The 25,516-nt window shown below is 38.3% G+C and carries 21 protein-coding genes and 1 riboswitch; of the genes, 8 read left to right on the top strand and 13 right to left on the bottom strand.

From position 1 onward, the window contains the following. The first annotated feature begins 190 nt into the window (after window positions 1-190). On the top strand, window positions 191-1,348 hold the full coding sequence (locus tag BrL25_RS18780; RefSeq protein WP_018672166.1) for an FtsW/RodA/SpoVE family cell cycle protein: 1,158 nt from the start codon (window positions 191-193) through the stop codon (window positions 1,346-1,348). Between the two features lie 231 nt (window positions 1,349-1,579). On the opposite strand, the gene BrL25_RS18775 is transcribed toward BrL25_RS18780, so the two are convergent. Then, complete coding sequence (locus tag BrL25_RS18775) at window positions 1,580-3,520, bottom strand: PTS fructose transporter subunit IIABC (RefSeq protein ID WP_018672165.1); 1,941 nt, start codon at window positions 3,518-3,520, stop codon at window positions 1,580-1,582. Between the two features lie 142 nt (window positions 3,521-3,662). Beyond that, the gene (locus BrL25_RS18770) at window positions 3,663-5,621 is read right to left on the bottom strand and encodes a BglG family transcription antiterminator (protein ID WP_018672164.1); all 1,959 of its coding nucleotides are present in this window, start codon (window positions 5,619-5,621) and stop codon (window positions 3,663-3,665) included. Window positions 5,622-5,889: 268 nt separating this feature from the next. Here BrL25_RS18770 and BrL25_RS18765 point away from each other — a divergent pair, with 268 nt between their 5' ends. Together BrL25_RS18765 and BrL25_RS18760 are read left to right on the top strand one after the other, a co-directional pair. Next, a complete protein-coding gene (locus tag BrL25_RS18765) occupies window positions 5,890-6,615 on the top strand; it encodes an AzlC family ABC transporter permease (protein WP_018672163.1) in 726 nt (241 codons plus the stop codon). Continuing rightward, window positions 6,612-6,944: an AzlD domain-containing protein gene (locus BrL25_RS18760; RefSeq protein WP_018672162.1), complete on the top strand. Its 333-nt coding sequence runs from the start codon at window positions 6,612-6,614 to the stop codon at window positions 6,942-6,944. The genes BrL25_RS18765 and BrL25_RS18760 overlap by 4 nt, the downstream gene beginning before the upstream one ends. 99 nt (window positions 6,945-7,043) lie before the next feature. On the opposite strand, the gene pepT is transcribed toward BrL25_RS18760, so the two are convergent. Next, on the bottom strand, window positions 7,044-8,276 hold the full coding sequence (gene pepT / locus BrL25_RS18755; protein ID WP_018672161.1) for a peptidase T: 1,233 nt from the start codon (window positions 8,274-8,276) through the stop codon (window positions 7,044-7,046). Between the two features lie 217 nt (window positions 8,277-8,493). Beyond that, a riboswitch (SAM riboswitch) is annotated at window positions 8,494-8,599 on the top strand. Here pepT and BrL25_RS18750 point away from each other — a divergent pair. After that, complete coding sequence (locus BrL25_RS18750) at window positions 8,580-10,046, top strand: Na+/H+ antiporter NhaC family protein (RefSeq protein ID WP_335639109.1); 1,467 nt, start codon at window positions 8,580-8,582, stop codon at window positions 10,044-10,046. It overlaps the preceding riboswitch by 20 nt. A 220-nt stretch (window positions 10,047-10,266) precedes the next feature. Here BrL25_RS18750 and BrL25_RS18745 read toward each other — a convergent pair whose 3' ends face one another. From BrL25_RS18745 to BrL25_RS18730, 4 genes are all read right to left on the bottom strand, one after another. Beyond that, complete coding sequence (locus BrL25_RS18745; protein ID WP_236848054.1) at window positions 10,267-11,208, bottom strand: ABC transporter substrate-binding protein; 942 nt, start codon at window positions 11,206-11,208, stop codon at window positions 10,267-10,269. After that, window positions 11,129-11,617: an iron chelate uptake ABC transporter family permease subunit gene (locus tag BrL25_RS18740; protein WP_018672159.1), complete on the bottom strand. Its 489-nt coding sequence runs from the start codon at window positions 11,615-11,617 to the stop codon at window positions 11,129-11,131. Before BrL25_RS18740 ends, BrL25_RS18745 begins: the two co-directional genes overlap by 80 nt. After that, on the bottom strand, window positions 11,614-12,588 hold the full coding sequence (locus BrL25_RS18735; RefSeq protein WP_236848053.1) for a FecCD family ABC transporter permease: 975 nt from the start codon (window positions 12,586-12,588) through the stop codon (window positions 11,614-11,616). The genes BrL25_RS18740 and BrL25_RS18735 overlap by 4 nt, the downstream gene beginning before the upstream one ends. 200 nt (window positions 12,589-12,788) lie before the next feature. After that, window positions 12,789-14,054, bottom strand: coding sequence for an esterase/lipase family protein (locus BrL25_RS18730; RefSeq protein WP_018672157.1), 1,266 nt, complete (start codon window positions 14,052-14,054; stop codon window positions 12,789-12,791). 283 nt (window positions 14,055-14,337) lie between these two features. Here BrL25_RS18730 and BrL25_RS18725 point away from each other — a divergent pair, with 283 nt between their 5' ends. Continuing rightward, a complete protein-coding gene (locus tag BrL25_RS18725; RefSeq protein WP_018672156.1) occupies window positions 14,338-14,733 on the top strand; it encodes an SET domain-containing protein in 396 nt (131 codons plus the stop codon). Window positions 14,734-14,866: 133 nt separating this feature from the next. Here BrL25_RS18725 and BrL25_RS18720 read toward each other — a convergent pair whose 3' ends face one another. The 4 genes from BrL25_RS18720 to BrL25_RS18705 form a co-directional block, all read right to left on the bottom strand. Further along, a complete protein-coding gene (locus BrL25_RS18720; RefSeq protein WP_018672155.1) occupies window positions 14,867-15,577 on the bottom strand; it encodes a DUF421 domain-containing protein in 711 nt (236 codons plus the stop codon). 243 nt (window positions 15,578-15,820) lie between these two features. Then, window positions 15,821-16,417: a C40 family peptidase gene (locus tag BrL25_RS18715; protein ID WP_018672154.1), complete on the bottom strand. Its 597-nt coding sequence runs from the start codon at window positions 16,415-16,417 to the stop codon at window positions 15,821-15,823. A gap of 112 nt (window positions 16,418-16,529) precedes the next feature. Beyond that, window positions 16,530-17,990, bottom strand: a complete 1,461-nt coding sequence (locus BrL25_RS18710; protein WP_018672153.1) for an oligosaccharide flippase family protein — start codon at window positions 17,988-17,990, stop codon at window positions 16,530-16,532. Between the two features lie 80 nt (window positions 17,991-18,070). Next, on the bottom strand, window positions 18,071-19,165 hold the full coding sequence (locus tag BrL25_RS18705) for an amidase domain-containing protein (RefSeq protein ID WP_018672152.1): 1,095 nt from the start codon (window positions 19,163-19,165) through the stop codon (window positions 18,071-18,073). A 318-nt stretch (window positions 19,166-19,483) separates the two neighbouring features. On the opposite strand from BrL25_RS18705, the gene BrL25_RS18700 reads away from it, so the two are divergent. Beyond that, on the top strand, window positions 19,484-19,696 hold the full coding sequence (locus BrL25_RS18700) for a hypothetical protein (protein WP_026315206.1): 213 nt from the start codon (window positions 19,484-19,486) through the stop codon (window positions 19,694-19,696). Window positions 19,697-19,809: 113 nt separating this feature from the next. Continuing rightward, window positions 19,810-20,460, top strand: coding sequence for a class F sortase (locus BrL25_RS18695; protein ID WP_018672150.1), 651 nt, complete (start codon window positions 19,810-19,812; stop codon window positions 20,458-20,460). Window positions 20,461-20,746: 286 nt separating this feature from the next. Here BrL25_RS18695 and BrL25_RS18690 read toward each other — a convergent pair whose 3' ends face one another. After that, entirely contained in the window at window positions 20,747-23,341 is a 2,595-nt protein-coding gene (locus BrL25_RS18690; protein ID WP_018672149.1) for an adenosylcobalamin-dependent ribonucleoside-diphosphate reductase, read from the bottom strand. A 189-nt stretch (window positions 23,342-23,530) separates the two neighbouring features. Between BrL25_RS18690 and dat the strand changes: the two genes are divergently transcribed. Next, window positions 23,531-24,367 (top strand): D-amino-acid transaminase, encoded by an 837-nt coding sequence (gene dat / locus BrL25_RS18685; RefSeq protein WP_018672148.1) that lies wholly within the window; start codon window positions 23,531-23,533, stop codon window positions 24,365-24,367. A gap of 227 nt (window positions 24,368-24,594) precedes the next feature. On the opposite strand, the gene BrL25_RS18680 is transcribed toward dat, so the two are convergent. Beyond that, a complete protein-coding gene (locus tag BrL25_RS18680) occupies window positions 24,595-25,425 on the bottom strand; it encodes a lipoate--protein ligase family protein (protein ID WP_181021738.1) in 831 nt (276 codons plus the stop codon). Between the last annotated feature and the right edge of the window lie 91 nt (window positions 25,426-25,516).

Below are 25,516 nucleotides of genomic sequence, written 5' to 3'. Positions count from 1 at the left end.
AATAGCTATTTATTTCATCATGGTACCTGTTGTCTGTTTCGATTCTAGTCATATGGGACAATTTTTTTCCAGGATTGTTTTAATATATTGTTACCTCACGACTACATTATTCGTAGTATAATATAAGCCTAAGTCGTAACACGTAGATTGATCCAGGGCTTATACTTATTTGAAACCAGAGGACTCTTACATGAATATGATTTTCAAACATCTGAAAAAATTAGATTGGCTCATCATGGTAATTCTAGCTATTTTTCTCGCTACTAGCCTTCTCTTTATTTATAGCAGTCAACAAACCGGTCAATACGGACAAACAAACTTTGTAGGAAAACAAACCATTTACTATGTAATTGGTTTTGCTCTCATGCTCTACATTTCTATTTTAGACATTGAACAGATTAAAAAATTGTCTTGGGTTTTTTATGTTTTTTGTCTGCTAGGTATTATTGTTCTTAAATTCGCTCCAGAAAAAATTGCACCTATCCTTAATGGGGCAAAGCGATGGTTTACCCTACCAGGAATAGGCTCCGTTCAACCATCAGAATTCTTAAAGGTTGCTATTATTCTGTTAGCTAGCCATTTGGTAATGGAGCATCAAAAAAAACATACCTTTAAAACAATTGGAAGCGATCTATTATTAATTGCTAAATTACTAGGAATAACCCTGCTTCCTTCCTTTTTAGTATATACCCAGCCAGATACCGGTATGGTTATTTTATACGTAATTTCCATAGTAGCAATTTTGTTCATTTCCCAGCTACAAACAAAATTAATCCTAGCACTCTCATTAATTCCAGCCTTGTTGGTATCCTTTTTGCTGTATTTGTACTTTGAACTCCCTGATGTATTCAGAACCTATGTCCTCTCGCTCTTTAGTGGCCATAGACAGCAAAGAATCCTGGGTTGGCTTGATCCTTCTACCTTTAAGGATGAAGGCTATCAATCCATGCAGAGTCTGTTAGCAATTGGTTCTGGAGGCTTGGAAGGAAAAGGCATTGGACAAGGAAATGTTTATATTCCTGAAAAGCATTCTGATTTTATTTTTGCTACGATTGGGGAAGAAGGCGGGTATCTAATTGCAGTACTGATTGTTTCACTCTTCTTTATTCTTATGTATCGTGTGATAAAAATTGGTAATGAATCAAATGATATATTTTGCGCCTGCATATGCTCAGGAATTGTAGCTGTTCTCACCTTTCAAACCTTTCAAAACATTGGAATGACCATTGGATTAATGCCAGTAAAGGGAATAGCCTTACCGTTCTTATCTTATGGTGGTAGTTCTCTCCTTTCCAACATGTTATTGATTGGGATTGTTTTATCTATGCGTAAACAGTATAGGAGATAGACATTTTCAAGTAATCTGTATATTACTGATTTTTATCATTTATGGAGCATGTAAAAGCACCTTTAGAAGCAGATCCATTAACGATTCTAAAGGTGCTTTTCCTATGGTTTTAACTTACATGTATGCTCCAACAGGAGTTAACTCCGGAGTTGCCCCAGATATAGCCAGCTCGTATTGAAGAACGATAGCACCGTGTAGCAAGCCTGAGGTAGAATAACTTTTTTATCTTATTTATTCGATAGACGCTAATAGTTGATATGCTTCTTCCTTTGTTTTAATAGACAATAGTTGTTCTCTAAAGCCCTCGTCCATGAGCTTTCGAGAAAGCATTTGAAGAATTTTTAAGTGTTCATTTCCTTCGCTCTCTTTTGGAACAGCGATCATAAAAATCAGTTTTGCATCTGTACCATCAAGACTTTTCCAGTCTACTCCGTCTCGTTTAAGTCCAAACACCACACTTGTTTTTTGGACGGTATCTGATTTTCCATGAGGAATAGCAATGTTCATACCAATTCCTGTGGAACTTTCTTGTTCACGACTGAGTATCGCTTGCTTGAATTCTGATGTGGAACGAATTGTTCCTGCACGATCTAATTTTTGAATCATTTCATCAATGACCTCATCACGTGTTGATCCTGCTACGTCTACATCTATTAATTCTAAGCTGGTAATGTCAGTTAATTTTTTGATTTCCATAGGTGCTACTTTTGTTTCTTCCTTTGGCAAGCTTTGCTGAGCTATGGATTCTTCTACTGCTTGTGTAGTAGCAACATTTACTTTTTGTATATCTTTTTTTAAGAGATTGACCAATACAGCTGTTACAATTGCACCCACAATAACTGCGATGAAGAACATTAACACATTATCAACAGCACCAAGAACAGCAACAATTGGTCCACCATGTGCTACTTTATCTCCAACATGTCCCACCATTGCAATTACCGAACCTACGATTGAACCGATCATGATACTTGGGATAACACGGAATGGGTCCTGAGCCGCGAACGGAATAGCTCCTTCTGTAATTCCAAATAACCCCATTGTAAATGTTGCTTTCCCTGCTTCTCGTTCTGTATCGTGATATTTCTTCTTACCAATAAAAGTAGCTAGACCCATACCAATCGGAGGAATACAGATAGCGACTGCAACCGCTCCCATAATATCGTAGTTGCCCTCTGCAATCATGGCAGAACCGAACAAGAAAGCAACTTTATTAACTGGACCACCCATATCAAAGGAAATCATAGCACCTAGGATAATGGCTAAGAGAATCGAGCTTGTACCTTGCATACCTGATAACCATGCTGTTAAAGACTCAAAAATCTGTGCGATAGGTGATCCTATTACATAAACAAACACCAGACCTACAATAAGGGAAGCAAATACTGGAATGATAATGATTGGCATAATAGGCTGAATTGCTTTTGGAACTTTGATGCTCTTAATGCCTAATGCTACGTAACCAGCTAAAAAGCCTGCGATAATACCACCGATAAAACCGGCACCAGCTGCACTTCCATAAAAGCTACCATTCGCTGCAATTAATCCACCAATCATACCAGGAGCAAGACCTGGTCTATCAGCAATACTAAAAGCAATGAAACCGGAAAGGATGGGAACCATGAAAGTGAATGAAGCGGCACCAAGCTTTTCAATTGTCTTCCAGAATGAAGCATCTGGAATAACCAAACCACCAGGTGTTTTTTCTCCTCCAAGTGTTAAAGCAATCGCGATCAATAATCCACCGATAACAATGAATGGGACCATGTAAGATACACCACTCATCAAATGACGATAAAATGAATTTTGTTTATCAGCTTTCTCACTATTCTTGTTCTCTACCACATTTGATTGAGCCTGATAGACAGGTACCTCTCCACTTGATACTAAGTTGATTAGCTCTTCGGGTTTACGAATACCATCCTGAACTCCAACAAGTAATACTTTTTTCCCAATGAAGCGATCTTTGTCGACTGTTTTATCAGCTGCTATTATAATAGCATCCGCTTCACGTATATCCTGTTCCGTAAGTTTATTTTCTACTCCAATCGAGCCCTGCGTTTCAACTTTCATTTGGACACCTAATTTATCAGCAGCTTTTTGTAGATTTTCTGCCGCCATATACGTATGGGCAATTCCATTAGGACATGAAGTAATTGCTAAGAGTTTCATCACTAATCCCCCTTTATCTATTTCGAAATCGCTTACACATACTATACTGCGAGATCTTTCAGACAAAAGTTTAGTTTTTTTCCGTAGATTCCGGAAAAATGGATTTTATCTCCCTTGAAATAGGCAAAGCAAGATGGGGGGGTTATTTTTTGTGGTGGAGATGAGACAGAAATTGCATGGTATCCGTTTCCTTCATGAGGGTTTGGATAAAAGCAGGTTGCTCACTGATAAATGATAATTCATGGAATAGCTGTCTTGTATCTTCTTGATTGTCATTCTTTACTGCCAGCATAAATACGAGTGACACCTTCTCCGCTCCCCACTCAATTGGCTCTTTTAATGTAGCAATAGCAATGGCCGAATGTCTAATCAGTCTTGGATTGCCATGTGGAATAGCAACGCCTGCGCCAATATTAGTCGACGACATTCTTTCCCGGGTAATTGCATTATGGGTATATTCCTTTTCCACAAATCCTTTTTCATGTAAGACAGTTGCAAGCATTTCAATCAATTCATAACGATGCTCGATATCCTGATGTAAAAAAACTAAAAAAGGGGTTGTGAACTTCAAAAGCACAGATTCTTTTGGTGCTTTTTGCATAGGTTCATTCAGATGTTTTATAAAATTCTCCAGTCTTTTTTCTTCCGTTACTTCTAATAAAGGAGAAATAACAATATATGGAATATTTATTTCAGGCAGTGGAACGGTAGATATAATAAAGTCTACGTCATTGGTGGCAAGATACTCTTTTACGTCAGCTTTGGCTAGACACGCTATAATATGAATGGAAATAAATTTCCGTTCGAGCTTTGTTCGCAAGAGTTGCGACATTCCAATTCCCATATGGCAAACGATGACAACATCCTTCGTTTTTTCTCGATTGCTATGAAATCGTTCAATTGACGCTTGGAAATGTAAAACAAGATAAGCTGCTTCCTCCTCAGGTATGGAAAGAGAAAGCGATTGGTATACTTCTTCTAGTACACAAAGCACCATATCAAACATATATGGATACATTCTTTTTATATCACTTAGCATCGGATTCGGTACAGAAAGCCCGTAATTAAGGCGATTTAAAGTTGTATATAAATGAACCTTCAAACCGTCTATTAAGGTTTGATCATTCACAAATTCAATCATATTAAACTCAGACATTCGCTTAATTAATAGTGATAAAAGCTGAGAAAGAACAGGGTTATCTTCAGTAAAATCATCGATTTTCAATGGTTCATTCTTTTGTTGATAACGAAATTTACCGCCCAGAATGTGTAAGGCCAAATAAGTTATTTCAGCTTGTGGAAACTTTACTGCAAAAATAGATTCCAGTTGTTTAAGTAATTCAGCGGTCCATTCATATTCTTTTTTATCTTGTAGAAGTGTTTTTTCTTTTTCCGAGAGAGTAATAGGCTGTTTAAGCTTCGTTCGCCTAATCATCAAAAGAGCATGTACAATTAATCCTTCAAGCGTTTCATCCGTAAAAAAGAAGGAATGCCGCTTTTGTAGCTGTTTCAATTCATTCTTGACAATTTCAACCTCATGCGATGAAAATTGCTCCTTAATAAATGAATCACTAAGCTGAGAATTATTGGTCAACTGTGATAACCGAGCTAACGCGGTTCTTTTATCCTTTTCGTTACCTTCGATTATAAGACCTACTTTTTGCTTAGAAACCAAGGTTAGCCCCCAAACGTTTAACCAGTTTTCTATTTTATCCAAACTTTTTTTGATGACCGATTTGTTGACAAAGTATTTGGAGGCAAGGTCCTGAGCTGATATTGGCTTTACGTTCATTACTAACTGATAAGCTATTTCAAGAATCATTTTTTCATCAGATACATATTTGATTGGATGATTCACCATGTGTAATTTGTGAAATAAGCTTGCTTTTTCATGCTCCTCTATCTCTAAGAAAACACCTAATCCTGGTTTTCGAATTAAGGTGGCATGTGAATGTTCTTTAAGATAGTCCTGAATACTTCTAAAATCATTACGAATGGTTTTTTCCGAGCAGCCTACCGTTTCTGCAATCTCTTGTACCAATACATGCTGATCGGATTGAGTTAATAGAATACGCAAGATATCTATTTGTCTGGCCTTCATTTGATTCACCTGCTTATCTACGTAGCAATCGTATATAAATTATCTATCGGATTTAACATCACTTTTTATACCATAGAATTGGTGAAAATACTACATACCGGTTCTAGTGATAGGTTCCTATGTCTATATAATAGTTGCTAATATCAAATATGCTTGATAAAATGTACTTTTTAACAAAGACAAAATGTTCTTTCTATATTTTTAAAAGTCGTAAGAATAATCCCATATGTAAAAATAAACTAAACAGCAGAGGGTGGTCACACTGGAAATGAATATAGGAAAAGAATCAAGGATGGAGGAAGCAAATGCCCCTACATTCCTGCAAGGTGTCAAAGATTGTATCCCTACTTTGTTGGGATACATTAGTATTGGAGTAGCAGCTGGTGTGATAGGTGTATCTTCTCACTTGAGCATCTTAGAAATTACTTTACTATCAGCTTTGGTGTATGCAGGGTCGGCTCAATTTATCATTTGTGCCCTATTAGCAACAAACAGTCCCTCATCAGCAATTATTGTAACAACTTTTATTGTAAACCTACGTAACTTTTTACTAAGCGCAACTCTCGCTCCTTATTTTACAAAATATTCTTTATTAAAAAACATTGGTATTGGTGCACTGGTTACCGATGAATCCTTCGGTGTTGCCATCAATAAAATTACAAAGGGAGAACAGATTAATGATCGCTGGATGAATGGTCTAAATCTTACTGCATATATCATTTGGATCTTTTCGTGTATGCTAGGAGCTATTCTTGGGAAATGGATTCCGAATCCAACGATATTCGGATTAGATTTTGCTTTAACAGCAATGTTTGTTGCCTTACTGGTCTTGCAGTTGCAATCTATGCAGCCTTCAAAACTAAAGCATTCTCTCTGTCTAATTCTTTATATGATCATAGCTATGCTAGTTTTATCCTTTATTGTACCTTCGCACGTTGCAGTTATTTTAGCAACGGTCATTGTAGCTACTATTGGGGTGGTGACAGATAAATGAGCCTTAATCAATCAATTCTCCTTCTGATTTTAGGATGTACATTAGTGACATTCCTTCCACGTATTTTGCCATTTTTAGTGGTTCGTAATTTACAATTGCCTGCACCTGTACTGAAATGGCTTTCTTTTATACCTATTTGTATTCTCACAGCCTTAGTTGTAGAGAGTGTCATTGTGAAAACCAGTCATTCAATCGCAGTGAATTGGCTAACACTCATAGCGATCGTTCCTACCTTATTATTAGCATTGCGGACGAAAAGTCTGGCGATTACTGTCATTTTCGGCGTTATTTTTATGGGATTATTGAGATTATGTAGTACTTATTTATAAAAATATCCCCTTTGCTCAACATCAACGAATCCATGCTTGCATGGAACTTCATTAGTTGTTGACACTAAGGGGATTTGCTTTCATTTTAGCTGACTATCATCATGCTTTTTCTTCAAACACCCGGGCTATCTCGACAATAACATGAACAGCTTTTTCCATAATATCTACAGAAGCGTATTCAAATTTTCCGTGATAGTTTTCCCCGCCAGTAAAAATATTAGGTGTTGGCAGACCCATATACGATAATTGAGAACCATCCGTACCACCTCGGATCGGGCTGATTACTGGCTCGATTCCGAGGTTTTTCATCGCTTCATAAGCAATATCAACAACTTCCTTAACCGGTTCAATTTTATCACGCATGTTGTAGTATTGATCATTCATCTCCATAATGATATTTTCTGCTCCGTATTTCTCCTGCATCTGTTTCACGATGCTTGCTGCTTTCTCTTTTCTGCTGTTAAAGTTGTCTTTATCAAAATCTCTAATAATATATTGAGATTTGCTTTGTTCAACATCGCCATTTATGGAGCTAAGGTGGTAAAAGCCTTCATAGCCATCTGTATACTCTGGTGCCTCATCTACAGGTAGTTGTGCATGGAATTCCATTGCTAGCTTACTTGCGTTAAGCATTTTATTCTTGGCCGTTCCAGGATGCGTGCTAATCCCCTTAAAGGTGAGCTTGAGTTCTGCGGCATTAAAGCTTTCATACTCCAATCCACCTAGAGGCCCTCCATCCATCGTGTAGGCAAATTTCGCGCCGAAAGCAGCTACATCAAAATGAGCTGGTCCTCTACTGATTTCTTCATCAGGAGTGAATGCTACTCTAATTTTTCCATGCTTGATTTCTGGATGCTTTAGTAAGTAATCCATCGCTGTCATAATCTCAGTAATTCCAGCTTTATCATCTGCTCCGAGCAATGTTGTCCCATCGGTAGTAATCAATGTATGACCTTTGTAGGACGGTAGCTCTGGGAATAATTCTGGTGTTAGAACAACGCCAAGTTCTTTATTTAATGTAATAGCTTTTCCGTCAAAATTTTCGTGGACTTGCGGATTGACATTTTTACCTGTAAAATCCGTAGCCGTATCTAAATGGGATAAAAAACCGATCACTGGAACTTGCTTATCCGTATTTGCAGGGAGTGTCGCCATTACATATCCATTTGCATCGATTGTAACTTCCGAGAGTCCCATCGCCTTTAATTCTTCGACTAGCAAATTACCCAACTCTAACTGTCCTGGTGTTGACGGAACTGTCTGGCTTTGTGCATTGGACTGTGTATCAATCTTTACATATCTTGTAAACCGCTCTATGATATCTTGCTTCACTTACATTCACTCCCTTTTTCATTGCATCTTTCTTTATTATATCGCTTGATGGACGATATTTCCATTTATACTCATGTAGCTGTTCTATCAATTGGAGCAAGCCAAATATAGCCGGATCACTTGCATAAGTTAAATAGTACTAAAAAATATTTGACATTTTGTGTAGGAAAGAGTAAAGTAAAAAAAGATTAATCAATAGAGAATAAAATATGAAACCTTCTTATCAAGAGAGGCGGAGGGACTGGCCCTTTGATGCCTCGGCAGCGGACTCGTATTTAGAGTGCTGTGCCAAATCCAGCAAGCATGTGCTTGAAAGATGAGAAGAGTGTTTCTTATATGCCATATAAGACCTCTTCTCATAAGAAGAGGTCTTCTTCATTTTTCTCTAGGAAAAGTTTAGAAATAGAGAGGGTGTTATTGATGAATCAAACAAAAGGGAGTGCGTTGGCTTTATTGCCGCTTGGTATATTTTTAGCACTATTTATCGGCTCTGGAGTTATTACAGGAGATTTTTATCAGCTCCCAATCATCGTTGCCATTATCATTGCAAGTACAGTTGCATTAGTAATGAACCGAAAGGAAAGCTTTCAGACAAAGGTAGAACGGTTTGCTAAAGGAGCCGGCAATCCAAATATCGTCGTTATGTTATTAATCTTTGTGTTGGCTGGAGCGTTTTCTCAAACAGCAAAAGGCATGGGTAGCGTTGAAGCTACCGTGAACCTAGCACTTTCTGTATTACCTCAGAGTCTCTTAGTAGTTGGCTTATTTGTAATTGGATCATTTATCTCACTAGCAATGGGGACATCCATGGGAACGATTGCTGCGTTAGCTCCGATTGCAGTAGGGATTAGCCAACAAACAGATATCTCGGTTGCATTCACAATGGCAACCGTTGTCGGAGGAGCTATGTTCGGTGATAATTTATCATTTATTTCCGATACGACAATTGCCGCAGTACGCACGCAAGGAACGGAAATGAAAGATAAATTCAAAACAAACTTTTTAATTGTATTACCAGCTGCCATTCTGACGTGCATACTTTTAGTCGTTTTTACATTAGGAAATCATACAAATATTACAATAGGGACCTTCAATTGGGTGAAAGTGTTACCGTATGCAGGAGTTCTGCTTGCAGCCTTACTTGGATGGAATGTACTAGTAGTTCTAATGGGAGGAACTATATTAGCAGGTATTATCGGCATGATAGATGGAAGCTACACACTTGCCACTTTCTTCAAAAATGTGACGTTAGGGATTAGTGGGATGATGGAGCTCGTCTTATTAACCATGCTTATCGGTGGAATGATTGAAATTATTCAACATAATGGCGGGATTCAATATCTATTGAATGTATTGACGCGCAATATTCGTTCGAAAAAAGGCGCAGAGTTTAGTATTGCTGGTCTTGTGGGTCTGACAAATATGTGTACGGCTAACAATACAATCGCTATTATTTTCGCAGGTCCACTTGCTAAAAACATTTCAGATCAATATGGAATCGATCCGAGAAAATCAGCAAGCTTACTAGATTTATTTTCTTGTAGCGTACAAGGAATCATTCCTTATGGAGCGCAAATGTTAACTGCGGCAGGATTTGCTGCACTCTCACCAATCGAATTATTACCATTTGCTTTTTATCCATTGTTAGTAGCTGTTTGTGGCTTTATTTCAATCTTGATTAACTTCCCACGGTTTTCAGCTAATACGAAAAAAGCTAGTATCATAAAACCGCTGAATGAAAAAGAAGATGTCCTATACAAAACATCCTAGTTGGTATTCCCCTAATATAAATACCAACTCATAGAATTCATCAAAGAAATAAACGATTCCTGCGATAAGTAAGGTAGCATCCGAATTCACTATATTCGATTATTCTTGTTGTTTTAACCATAGTACGTGTATATGAAAACGTAAAAAGCTACCTTCCGAAAAGGAAAGGTAGCTTTACTTTCATACGTATGCTTGATCATGATTTTGATTCTATTAAACTCTATTGTTTTAAAACGGTGTCGCGAACCTTTTCAATCGCTTTCTCTTTTCCCAGTGGGAATGTTCCAAGAGACCATGTAGGGTTATCTAACATATAAACATGTCCATTTTTTGCTGCTTTTAGCTTACCCCAAAGCTCTGATTTCTGCATATCATCTAGCTTTTTCTGCGCCACGGCTAGATTATCACCGTATAATCCTAAGAAAATATAGTCTGGATCAAACTTGAATAAGCTTTCAAGCGATACGATTTCCACAAGCTTTTCTTTCGGTGCTCCTTCTGCCATAGGCAAGCCTAAATCAGTAAATAGGACGTCTCCTAAAAGAGCCTTACCATAGATACGGTATTGGGAAGCGTTTGTAACATATAGTGCAAACGTTGCATCTTTCGTTTTCCTTTTAATTTCATCCCCAATTTTTTTCGCTTTTTCATTGTATTGTGCGAGCCATTCGTTCATTTCTTTTTCCTTGCCCAAAATGCTTGCCATTTCTAGGAAGCGTTCACGCCAAGTGTAAAAGTCTCCTTCAAGCTGTACCGTTGGTGCAATTTGTGAAAGCTGGTCGTAAAGCTTTTCAGTACGGTTGCTCGTAATAATTAAATCCGGATTTAGGGCCATCACATCTTCTACTTTAACAGAACTGGTTTCAACTAACGGTACTCCGTCAAGCTTTTCTTTTAGATAATCCTTCAAATCAGGTCCTGAAGAAGACATCACCGGCTTGATCCCCATAATCAATAACTCTTCAGTTGCATAAGCGAGATCAACAACACGTTTTGGATGTACCGGAATTTTGACTTCTCCACGGGAAGTTTTTACTGTTTTAAACTCAGTATCCCCTGCTTGTTGGGAAGCTCCCTCTTGATTACCTGCTACTGAAGCCGAATCCTTCTGACTGCAACCTGCAAAGACAAACAATAGTACAGATAAGTAATGAGGATACACCGGCACCAATTAATGCGAACAAAGGAATCATCATAACAGGCAAAACATTCTTAATATCCTTTGTTTCGAATGCAAAATACATGAAGAGCACTACGGCTAATCCAGCACCTGCGTTAATTCCCAGAATACCTGGGTCTGCCAATGCATTTCGAGACAATCCCTGTAAAATCACACCAGAAACAGCCAGGCCACAACCGATGAGTAAAGCAATGACCAAACGTGGCATGCGAAATTGAAATAGCACAGTTTCTTGTTGACGTGTCCCACCGTTTAGCAACGTATCCCACACTTCCAGCGGTGAAATGGGAATTGAACCTGAATTCAAGCTAATTAAGACCACTGTAATAATCATGGCAACAAGCAATCCCATGATGAGAGGTGCTCGTTTGTATAAACTTGATTGCATCATAAACTCCTTCCTTCCCTACGAGCCATATAAAGGAAGAACGGTACACCAATAACAGCTGTAACAGTACCGATTGGTGTTTCGTATGGTGAGTTGAACCATCTTGCTGCAATATCTGCAAAGGTGACGAGTACGCCACCAAATACTGCCGAACAAGGTATAATCAACCGATAATCAACACCAACAATCGAACGCATGATATGGGGAACAATCAATCCTACAAATCCAACTCCCCCTGCAACAGATACTGCTGCCCCAGTCATGAACAATACGATGATCGTGCAACATGTCTTAATCAACAAGGTTCGTTGCCCAAGCCCAGTAGCAACGTCTTCACCAAAACTGAGAACTGTCACAAAACGCGACAGCATAATCGCCAGGATAAGGCAAACGGCGCTAACTGGCACAAGCATACCAATTGCATACCATCGCACCATCGTTAATCCACCCACTGCAAAAAAGCTCATGTCCTGAGCGATTTTAAAATAAATCGCTAGTCCAGTTGATAGAGCACCAAATAGAGTGCTTACCGCTGTTCCAGCCAAAACGAGCTTAACTGGTGACATCCCTCCTGGTGATAACGCACTGATAGCATAAACAACCATGACCCCAACCGCAGCCCCGCAAAAGGAAAAAATGACCATTTTAAAATAATTAATTGCTGGGAAGAAAATCATAGTGATCGCAATCGCCAGCCCTGAACCTTGTGACAGGCCCATAATGGAAGGAGTTGCTAATGGATTACGAGTGATCCCCTGCATAATTGATCCGGATACCGCAAGGCAAGCACCGACAAAAATTCCACTTAATGCTCTTGGCATTCGCAATTCGTATACGAGCAAATGTGCCGGTGAATCAGAGTTGAAAAAAAAGATCATATCCCATACTTCACGAAAACCGACGTCCGCGGTACCATATGAAATAGAAAGTACAAATCCAAGTATTAGTAGGAAAGCACCAATTGTAAACATCATGCTAGCAACCCAAAAACGCGGTGCTGTTTAATGTTAATTGATTTATAGAATGAAATTCGTCCAGCTATTATTTCACAATCAAGAGATCATGATGATTGTGAACAAAATGGTTGAGAAAAAATAGAGGAATGTTTTAAATAAACACTCCTCTCAAAAGCATATGACATATTTCATTTTATCTAGATAAGATGAAAACGCCTTCAATATACTATCTCATTTTCCGGTAATTTTGTTACCATCTTAGCAATTTCCCGATAATACGTAGTAATATCCGAAAAGCCTAATGAATCAGAGATACTTAGTCCAATAAGATCTAGATGATCCCATCCTGCTTTTTTGCCTAAATAGTTCCATTTTCCGATTTGTGCTTGCTGATTATACGGAACAATTTCATCTGTTTCGGGACCGATCATAGATTTTGTATTGATTACTCCATCATTTTCCCACCAGGATTCATCAATAGTCGGTCGATTATTATCATTTCGCAAATATGCTCCCATAAATAGTGCATTTCCCATTAATGCTTTATTCATTGATAAGATTGGTATATGCACCCCTGTCAATACTCCCTGCTTTGTTGCGCTAGCACTATAAGAGAAATAATATACATCTGGTTGAGTCTTTACCCAGTTATTTAATTCTCTAGCCCCATCTGTGCTAAGATCCCATTGACAAGTATCTTTGGTATCACTCCAAATGGGACTATTCCATACTCGCTTTGAATAATCGAAAAACGATTCACCTTTGTTCTTCTTAATGCCCCATTGATCCAGTTTAAAATCATACACCATGTAATCTGAGCTATGCACAAAAAAGGCAGTAGCGACAAGAAGATCCTTAGCAAACGGGATAAACGTTCCTATCCCATCAGCTAGGGTTGTCCCATTATGAGGACTAGCAATTGTTGTAACACTCCGAACGAATGATTTCCCACCTTCAAACAAGGAAGAGATTTCTACTTCAGGATGCTGGTTTTTATATTCCTGTTCCTCATGACTACCTTCTTTTAATAATTGGACAAGAGTACGGCTTGTCTGTCCTCCCATACTATGACCGACTAGGTGAACTTTATTGTCCTCATTCCAATTCACCCCAAATCCTTCATAAGTACGACCAAAACGGGCATGTCCATGTTCTTCAGCATGGGCCGCTCCATAATCCACTGTTCCTCCATTTATTTGAGCATACAGCTCACAAGCACGATCCCAGTTACTTGAAACAGGCCCTACAGCTGAGGTAAATACTTGGTAACCATCTGTTTTTAACTTTTCCTGTATATCATGAAATCCACCCCAATACTTAAAACCAAGTGCTTCTTCACGTCCCCAGCCTAGAAACCCATTCACAAGAATGATCGGTTCTTTGTTTTTATTTTCTGATAATTCATTCGCCTTTACAGCAGGTAAAAGCCCCATACAGGCATATGTCATCAATGAAATAACCAAGAGCAAAATCGCTTTCTTCATATTCCTTCTCCTCCTATCAAATAAGATTTGAATGATGATACACCCGTGCAATATAGCAATAGGAAACCAAATACACCTAGAACAAGGCAGTTAAAATGGAGAACACTCCTTTCATCTACAAATTAGTTTTCTATAAAATAACATCTAGTAATAACATATATTATCTTATTAATTTTTACAATATTTTACAATAAAAATAATTTGGATTATTTTTATCAGTTGCGTTTAATCTGATGAACTAGTAAGCTATAAAGATAATCAATTTCATAGAAGGAACGAGTAGATGACTAACATGATTGAAATTAGAAATTCTAAACTTAGTAATGGCGAATTTAATAGAGGAGTTTTTGCAACTCGAGATATTAAAAAAGGTGAGCTTATACATGATGCACCTGTTATTCCTTATCCAAATCATGAGCATGTTTTCATCGAGAAAACGCTACTTGCTGACTACGCGTTTGAATATGGCAATGACCATACAGCTCTCCTCTTGGGCTACGGTATGCTATTTAACCATTCCTATCAGCCTAATGCCACTTATGAAAATAATTTTGAGAATCTCACAATCGATTTCTATGCTTACACAGATATAAAGGCAGGAGAAGAGATACTGATCAACTATAATGGTGAAGTCGATAACGAGGATCCACTATGGTTTGAAAAAGAACTAAATCAATAACAAAAGGCTGAAACCAAAGGATCATAACAAAGAGACAACGAAATGAAGCCGTTGTCTCTTTGTCATGATTTACAAGTTATGGTTAGTTGTTTACTAACATGATAAAATCAAATATGTAGTTTCCATAAGACTGCTACTCTTTATCAATAGGAGATTTTATATGATCTGCATAAAAATCATAAACAATAGTCCCGTTTGTTGTTTTTACAGCATAGAAAACCTCATCTAGTTCCTTTCCAATACGGTTTATTTCTTTATACAGCCAGTCCTTTGACAAATTATTTTCGCGTAGATTGTCTTCTATAATTTGTCCGTCCATAACTAGCTCTATGGGAAATTTTTCCTTTTCTCCTGTATATACCTTCAAATCTTTCTTTGTTACACTTTGAAATTCTTTTTTCTTTTGTACAGATAATTTCCCATTACTCTCTACAATCGCATTCTCGACCTCTTGGATATTAAAAATATCTTTTTGCCGAAGTGATTGGTTAAGGGAATCCAGTGTATATTTATTTTTTCTCATATTCTCCTCTAAAATTTTTCCATTTTCAATAAGTACTGTAGGTGCTCCAGATATCCATTTTCTGGATTTTTTCACTTTAATAGCTAAACCTGATATAAGATAAGAAGTCCCTGAAAATACCACTAAAGATAAAATCAATTCTAACGATTTAATTTTTTCATTAAAGGCAAGATTGGCTGCAATCGCCCCCATCGTAATCCCTGTCACAAAATCGTGAAACGTCATATTGGAGACTGTCTGCTTTCCTAGAATTCTCGCTATCAGTAAAAGAAGAACAAATGAAATGATTGTTCGCCCTATTGTTTCAATATATTCATACACGATTGCTCACCTCACGTACAGTTTTGACCAATTGTATAAATACATATACCTTATCAGTAGCGAGCTGTCGTTTCATTCAAATGCATGCCTTATCTATAGCCTATGTTGCATTATTGTCCCCCTTTTAAAGCTTTCCTTGATACCTCGCTTTGCTTATAAAAAAACCTCATTCAACCATATCTCCAATACATGCATGGGAGCTATCTGGTCTCATGAGGTGTAGATCACATTTCAATTCTCACTCTATTTGGTTGTTTCAGGAATAACCCTTTTTGCAAAAAGGAAGTAGTTGTACCAATAGTCTTCCTCAAGTTTATCATTTCGGAAATCACTAATAATTACACCTATTCCCTCTTCATAGGTGTGCAGGATTTTTCCATTTCCCAAGTAGATTCCAACATGTCGAACCTTATTTAGACCCGTTTCATTAGGGAATTTTTCATCTGCAAAAAATAAAAGATCTCCCTTTTGAATTTGATCAAATGGAATCCATGTACCCTGTTTAGCTTGCTCTCTAGCGTGCCACCCTAGTGAAATGCCAAATTTACCATACAGGTACTGAACATAAGAGGAACAATCAAATGTTGTATCTTGAAAACGTTCTGCACCATAAACATAAGGAGTTCCCATATAGGTTTTCCCCAAAGAAATAATATGATCGGCCGTATCTTCCCACTTTGGTTTCGATACAGTTATAGTAGAGCTACTATCTGTTGTTCCTTTATCCTTTTTTTCATCTGTCGCCGTTGCAAAAGCAGTGCCACAGGTAAAAAGAAGACCAATGGAACATATAAACACGGACTTTGTTAGGATTGAGCTGAGTTTTATTCTTGAAGCCATACCTATATCCTCCCTTCTTTCCTCACACAATCCTACCAAAGTAATCGATACTTTCCATTAGTAAAAGCTTTCCAACATAAAAATACTTTCAAATCACGGCAAACTGAATACACTACATATAGATTATTCTTCTCGAAAAACGCAGAAGAACGTATAGAGATATACAACCAAAGTAAAGTACAACATGAATGAATAAAGGTAAACTATCTAAAATGCTTGCAAATGCATAGCACAAAACAAGAAATATGACAGATTCAATTAATATTTTCAATGATAAAAAATGTCGCATGTATTGTAAATTCCAAAGTAAAGAGGTTAGTTCAAACGATAAAATTCCAATAACAATCCCACTGTATTGAAATGACGGAATTCCAACCAGATAATAGTTGATAATGATTGAAATAATAGCGCCTAATACTACACCTACTAACGGTCCTTTTTTCCTACCTTTCACCCATAGTATGTTAGTGGAAATATCTCGAATCCCTGATAAAAAAGGAATCAAAGACAAACAAATTAAAGAATAAGCGAGCGACCCATCTCCCGTAATCGCTTGTGAAATGTTTTGTCCATATAAAAAGAAATACAAGGATGTACTAATTCCCCATAACCAGCCAACCTTCATGGCTTTGTTGACACGGCTCCTAAATTGCCCAACATTGTTTTTTTCCAAATTACCAGCAATTTTCGGAATAATTACATGTAGAAAAGCAGAGGTAACCATCGAAGGTAAATAAACAATGGTTAATGCCATACCTGTTATTTCCCCATAGATGATGGTAGACTGATGGGCAGTTAAACCTGAATGCATGAGACGGTTGGGAATTAATATGGAGTCTATAAAATCCGTTAATGGAAGCAAAAGCCTAGTTGCAAGCACACTTACAGACATTTTTAAAAAGACTGATGTTTCGGTACTATGATTAAAACGAGAAGGTAAACTCAAGTAACGTAGTTTCTTTCGTTGCTGAATATATATCCCGATAAAAAAAAGAAGAGCTGACAATCCACCTAGTACAGCTCCAAGTATCGCTCCTCCAACCGCAACAGAAACTCCATACGCTATCCATAGATTCGCTAAAACCAGCATCGTAATAATTCGCATTGATTGCTCTAGTAGCTCAGAAAAGGAGATGACACCGTATATTTCAACCCCTTGAAAAAAGCCACGAAATAAATGGAGTTGTGGTACAAACAAAAAAACGGGTGACAAGAGTTGAATGGCCACAGTTAATTTCGAATCCCCATACCAATCAGCAATTATCTCGGCGTAACTATATGATAGTACTGTTGCACTTCCACCTAAAATACACGTAAGAATTATCGATACCTTTAGAAAATAAATGCCTTTATGAACATCCTTAGCTGTTGATAAAGACAAAGAGGTAGGTAGTCCTGCTGTTACTAAAGTTAAAACAAACCCATAAAAGGCATACACCATTTGATACAATCCCATGCCTTCTGCTCCAAAAATACGGAATAACAAAATACGTCCGATTGCACCAATTATTTTGACAAGGAATAAAAGACCACTTCGTAAAAGAAATTGACGTATAATAAGCGGCAGCCCCATATGTTTACTCCTTATGAAGAGTTTTCATTAAGAAATGTTTATGTGGGGCTGTCCCATGTTATACCATAAATTCTCCCCTGTTAATCTCTAATATGGATCAGATAAAATTTTGTTTTCTTATCCCATCCTAAATCCCACGGTACATGATAACGATCAGCAGTATGAGAATTTACTAATACATAGCCCTGATCATCCCTAGCAGTTACGATGGAGAAATGGTCAATATTCCCTTCAAGTTCATAAGCAATTAAATCACCTGGTTGAAGATGGGAAAGTGCACCTTGAGGGAATTTTTTGTTCGGTTTAGCTACCTCTTCATAGGTTCCTCGCGTAATTAGCTTACCGTACCCGCTATGAATAAGAAATTGATATAAGGAATCGGTTCTAATCCAAGCAACGCTCCCACCTTTTTTATAAAACCAGCTTCCATGCATAGGTAAGCCTCCACCCTCTAGCCGATCGCCCAGAACTTGAGAGGTGAAATTGGTACAATCCCCTCCTTCGTAGGTATAATCTACGTATTTCGGATTGTATCGGTGTTTGTTTCCTGACATGGAAGCTGCTCCAGCATACTTTTCCGCATAAGAAACAGCTTTTTCACGGTTATATCTTGTTCTATTCTTTCTTTGCTTATATACGACTAACTCTTCTTTGGTAACTGCTTTTTTTGATACAGGAATTAAATTGGGGTTTTCCTCCAAAGGATCAAGGTACCATTCTTTTACAATGTGCCATTTCCTATCTTTTTGCTCTAGAGTCAAGAGATGTCGTGTTCCAATCCCAAATTTTTGCGGATTGAATGGAATACCGTGATGCTGGTACGTGATTAATTGCGATTGTTTTAAAAAAACCTTTGCTTTCGTACCTATGCGTTTGATATGTACAATCTGAATTTTACTTTCAGCATCAATAAATGATAGATTTCTTTTTGACCCCCATGTATGAATATAAGTACTTCGATCCCTTTCATGTTCCAGGGCAGATCGACTACTTTTATGATTAGAAAGATAATGATGTTTTATTGCTTCATACTCCTTGGTGATCATTGCGTTCGAACGTTCTTTAAACATGCTATGCAACAAACTCTCAATTTCTGCATGCTCTGCTTTGACCTCTTTTGTATTATTTATGAAAATAATGACCAAAGCTACAAGAATCCAAAATACCTTTTTCATTTTGAGTCCCCTACATTTCGTATTTTGTTCGATTTTTTATTTGGTATAGTAAGCCTAACTTACCTGATGGCAATAAAAATAATTCATTTTATAGGTTATCCATTGACTATCAGGAGTATTTAGGATTAAGTTACCAGTTACAATTCGAAATGAAGAGATTACTCCAATAGAAGATGTTTGCTTTGATAAATTTCATTTCACTTCCTAAAAGGATACACAATGTAATCTTAGCTAGGAATATTTTACTGTCATATCCCCTTACCGAGTGGAGAGTATATGAAATGTAGTACACCATTAGAATTGGAAAGGACGAATAAAATGAAAAAATTATTAGCTGCTACACTTGCCATTTGTTTTGTGTTCTCTAATGCTTCAGTATTCGCTATGGAAGAAGGGCACCATAAGAAACATCACAAGGCAAAAACAATGTCCCATAAAAAGCACAAAGCGAAAACAATGTCTCATAAAAAACATCACAAATTCCATATCAAAGGTATGCCTAAAACAGGCATGGGTGGAGCAAGTAACTAATCAATAAACCATTTTGTGTTTCCATCAGGGAACTCTCAGATTCTGAACGATCCCTGATGGAATTTTATTAATGAACCAAATAGGAAAGAAGTTATGAATAAGAGGTATGTAAGATGAGAAGAATAATTTTCCTTACTTTACTTATATGTATACTTTCTGGATGTTCAAACTCTGCTAGTCCAGAAAAAAAGCCAAATATATCCACTCCTCTACCTATTGATCAACCCTTTCCTCAAGTACAAGAAAAACAATTACACACGAAACAATCTAAAGCTATTCCCTCTCCGAATTCACAGACAAAACCGGAAATGAATACAATAAGCTTCATACCAAATCGTCTGCAAATTCCTTCTATTGGGTTGGATACAGCAATAGAAACAGTAGGTATAACAGTGGAAGGGAATATGGATGTTCCAAAGTCATTTGATAAAGTAGGTATCTTAACTCCCTGGACCAAACCAGGTGAAAAAGGGAATGCCGTTATTGCAGGCCATTTTGATCATTATACTGGTCCAGCAATCTTCTATCATTTGAAAAAATTGAAGCATGGTGATCACGTTATCGTCTCAGATTCAAACGATCATCAGCTTATTTATGTAGTCAAAGAGGTAACAGCCTTTAAAACAAAAGAGGCTCCCTTGGAGAGAATTTTCGGCGAAACAGGTACATCCAATCTGAATCTTATTACTTGTTCTGGAAAGTTTAATAAAAAAACACAAGAACATGCAAAAAGATTGGTAGTATTTACTGAATTAAATCAGTGAATACTTGTAATCAAATCAAAATCAAGGATATAGAAAGACCCCTGCTAGTCCAATTCCTCAAAAAAATTGAAAGTCCCCTTTCTGTTAAGTATGTAATTGTTTCAAATAGAGATCAACGTTACTATTCAAGAAATCGCTCATAGTGAAAAAGGCTTCCAAAAAATGAAAAACGGCTCTCCCGCAAAAGATACGAAAAGAGCCGTTTTACAATTACTTTCTCTTACATGTTTACAGGATCAAAAGCAGATTTTATGTTTCTTTACTCATGACACTGACATTAGTCAAACTACGAACACTTCGAAAAACCGCAAGTGGTACATGTCTTACATCCTTCTGCATGCAATAATGTTGCAGATCCGCACGATGGGCAAAAATCTTTGTGATCAGCATCACCGTATACATCGTGATGTGCCTCTTCCTTGTCTGGCGCTGGGGTAATCGGATAGCTATTAGTAGCTGCTACTGCCTGATGCTCGTCTTCTCCGTCAAGATGCATTTCCAAGGCTTTCGCTACAGCATCTGGGATTGATTCCACACGGTTTGCTCCAAAACCAACCGCTCCTGAGCCACCAATTCCTTTTAAATGCTTAATTAACAAACGAGCCTTGTTGCCATCAGGTAACTCTCCAAAACGCAGGAATAATGTGGATACCCGCCCTAATGCCTCTGACATTGCAAAGACATCACTGCCTGCTTTTCCTACATTCACAATTACTTCAAACGGGGCATGATCTACATCATTAATCGTAATATAAGCTTTTCCCAATGGTGTGTTCATTTTATAGGTAGCGCCACTTAAGCGTTTCGGACGTTTGTTATAAGCACGATCCGCGGTGCCCCCTTTTACGCTCTTCACACCCTGAGTCTGTATAGTAGATGAAGCTTCCTCGCTTGTATTTGACCTCAGGTGCTCTACTGCTTTCGCTTGTTCTTGATTTGCACCTGCTTCTACTTTCTCTTCCTTTTTCTCCGTAGACAATACTTGGACATCACGACTACCATCTCGGTAGATCGTTACCCCTTTGCACCCTAAGTCAAAAGCCAACTCATACAGATTTTTTGTATCTTCTACTGTAAAATCGTGTGGAGCATTTGCTGTCTTCGAAATGGATGAGTCCACCCACTTTTGAATCGCAGCTTGAACACGTACATGATCTTCAGCTGCTAAGTCCATCGCACAAACAAAATGCACTGGCAAGTCTTGCCCCGGATGCGTATCCATCCATTCTTGAGCGATCGGTACATACTGCTTATCAAAACCGAGGCGGCTTTGACGGAAATATTCAAATGCATAATAGGGCTCAATTCCTGTAGATGTACCTACCATCGTTCCAGTAGATCCAGTTGGTGCTTGTGTTAGTAAGGTAACATTACGTATTCCCTTTTCACGTATGGCACCACGTACTTCTTCATCAAACTGTTTCATAAAACCGCTCATGAGGTACTTTTCTGCGTCAAATTTAGGAAAGCTACCTTTTTCCTTTGCAATATCGGCCGACGCCAGATATGCTTCACGGGCAATAAAGTTATACAGCTTGTCCAAAAAATCTAAAGACTCAGGACTACCATATCGAATCTCTAATTTAATCATCATTTCGGCAAGGCCCATGGTTCCTAATCCTACTCGACGTTCTGATTGTTGATTTTCTCTGTTCTCTTCAAAATGATATGGAGTTGCATCAATTACATTATCCAAGAAACGAATAGAATAGCGAACTGCCTCACCTAAACTTCCCCAGTCTACTTCATTATCGCGAACAAATTTAGACAGATTTAAAGAGGACAAATTACATACGCCCCAAGCTGGAAGTCCTTGCTCTCCACACGGATTCGTACAAATAATTGGGTTAAAATACCAGCTATTGGACATGTCATTATAATACTCTGTGAATACGACACCAGGCTCAGCTGATTTCCAAGCTGATTCGATGATTGTATGCCAAACCTCCCGAGCACGTACGGTTTTAACCACTGTAACTGGTTTACCTAGCTCCTCGCGCCACTTTTTCATGTTTCCGTCCCACATGGCATCATAATCTGGGTCATTCACATCTGGAAACACGAGTTCCCAATCTAAATCTTCTTTTACAGCTTTCATGAAGCTATTCGATACACAAACCGATAGATTGGCATTTGTGACAAGACCCATTGTCTGTTTTACAGTAATAAACTCCATTAGGTCTGGGTGCCAGTCATTCATCATTAGCATAAGAGCACCGCGACGCGAGCCTCCTTGCTCAATTAAACCCGTGGTATAACTGAACAAACCACCCCAGGATACTGAACCACTTGAGGAGCCATTTACTCCACGTACCAACGCACGACGTGGGCGTAAACTGGACAAGTTAATACCAACCCCGCCTCCTCGTGACATAATCTCTGTCATTTGTGTCAGAGTATCCATGATGCCACCTCGAGAATCATGCGGGGACGGAATCACATAGCAGTTAAACAAGGTTAATTCTTCGCTTGCTCCTGCGCCTGCTGCAATGCGACCACCTGGTACCAATTTCCAATCGTCTAGCAATTCACGAAATTTGCTTGTCCATTCTGCTTGTTTCTCTTCTGTTTTCTCCACAGAAGCAATTGCGGTAGCTAACCGATCCCACATTGCTTCTGGCTGTACTTCAATTGGACGGGTAGTTTTTTCTACCGTTGTGGTAATGGTATTGCCGCTTCTTAGTAGAATGGAGACTTGATTTCCCTCGAGGGCAATAATTTCACCCACTTCTTTTTGCGGAAACTTCGGGTCATCCTTGGTTAATAAGAGAACCGTATCTCCCACCTTTGTATTTTTGTAATTTAGATCTTTCATCGCATACCGGTCCAAAAAGATCTTTTCACTTAGGCCTTCTAATGGCTTATGTTCTACTAAACCCACGGTCTTTTCCCCTCCAAAATATATTTCAAATTGACCCTCTCAGATCATTTTGTTATCTTTATGTAAGACGGTTCTAACGATACCATACGCCCGTCCACAAATCAATATATTGAATATATAAGAATTTTTTTCGACATTTATCACTAGATATTGTGTTACTATCATCCTATTCCCTTGGGAGGAACTTTCATGTATTATGTAGATGGAGCTTGGTACAAGCCAGATGAGCCTGCCATTTTTCCAGAGGATCGAGGCTACCAGTTCGGTGACGGAATTTATGAAGTTGTGCGTATCTATAATGGTCACTTATATCAATGGGATGACCACATGATTCGCTTGGAACGCAGTGCAAAGGAACTTTCCCTAACGATTCCCTCTCGCAAAGAATTAACTGATATTGCCCAAAAAGTCCTTAAACAGTATTTGTTGCAATTTTCTGAAGATGCTATACTCTACATGCAAATTACGCGCGGAGTATCAGATCGGCAATTTCCATTTCCTTCAAATACCCGACCTACTTTAACCATGTATGCTACATCCAAATTACGCCCGATTCAACAGATGCAAAACGGTATACGCGCAGTGCTTGTCGATGACATTCGTTGGTTGCGTTGTGATATTAAAAGCTTAAATCTACTCGGCGCCAGTTGGGCAAAGCAACAGGCAGTGGAACAAAGGGTGGATGAAGCTATTCTTCATCGAAGTGGCACCATTACAGAAGCGACTTCAGCTAATCTATTTGCTGTTAAAGATGGCAAAATATATACACATCCAGCTACCAATCTTATTTTGCATGGTATTACTCGTCAAACCGTTATTCAATTAGCCAAAAATCTTGACCTACCGGTATTAGAAGAAGCATTTTCTGTGAATTTTGCGCAAATGTCTGATGAATTATTCATTACTGGAACCACCAGCGAAATCACTCCCCTCGTTGAGCTTCAAGGTGCTCCTGTAGGAGATGGTAAAGTAGGTTCTATCGTTCGACTTTTACAAAAAGCCTTTGAAGATCACATCGCCACTTAAAGCACTAAGTAGTCTATGGTGTATAAAATAGAGCGAATTTGCCTTTAAAAAGAGAGATGCCCTCTACCAGTAAAATACATGTCTATAAAAAAGCCGTTCCCCTCGTTGTTGTTTTGAGGAAACGACTTTTTTACTATTATTGCATTTTTTGAATCACATTATGTTTACTTGCCCCAATGCTTTATTGCGTTTTACGATAGCTTTTACGTAAAGGTGGGTATTTACTTCTATCGACGGAAATTCCATTCATCCGTACTATAGCGAGTTTGCGCTAATTCATTTGCCAATTGTTGCTCTTCATCTGTCAATTCCATCGGGACAAGCTCAATGCCCAGTCCCTCGGCAAAGCCCTGATAGAAGGCTTCAATAGCTTCTTCTAATGAAATTGGTTTTGAACTTACCTCGTTTATTGTAACAGCTTTTTGTTTAAAGCTTTTGATCATGCGTTCCTTGACACGTTCACTTGGGAACGTTAACAGAGAAAATAGCAGATCAACATCCATGTCCAACAAGATGGAGCCATGTTGTAAGATAACACCCTTCTGACGTGTTTGTGCGCTTCCTGCCACTTTTTTCCCTTCTACCACTAATTCATACCAAGAAGGCGAATCGAAGCATGCAGACGAGCCAGGGGAATTGTATTTTGCCTTCTCTTCCTCTGAAGCAAGTGACACCATCTCCGCTTGTAAACCTAACTTCTGAAATCCATGTAATAAGCCCATGGAGATCACTTTATAAGCTTCTGTTACACTTTTTGGCATCTGCGGATGATCCTCAGACACAATCACGCTATAAGTAAGTTCAGCATCATGAAGGACTGCTCGACCTCCTGTTGGGCGTCGTACCAATCCAAGCCCAAGACGCTTCACTTCATCAATTTTAATCTCTTTTTCCATTTTTTGAAAATAACCGATGGAGAGAGTCGCCGGGTTCCATGTATAAAAACGAACGGTAGGCGGTACTTTTCCTTGGCTGTGCAAAGTTAAAATGGCTTCGTCTATCGCCATATTCATTTCAGGTGACATAGGTGGAGTCACCAAATAACGCCATTTTTCCATTTCCATGCTAAATACCTCCCATATATCTACATCCAATCATGCGGCTGGGAGCAATCTGTGTTAATGAGGACTGCTCGCACTCTATATCATT

The organism is Brevibacillus laterosporus DSM 25 (assembly GCF_002706795.1).
GTDB classification, from domain to species: domain Bacteria; phylum Bacillota; class Bacilli; order Brevibacillales; family Brevibacillaceae; genus Brevibacillus_B; species Brevibacillus_B laterosporus.
Note: the sequence above shows the minus strand (reverse complement) of the source record. Positions and strands in the feature narration are given on the sequence as shown.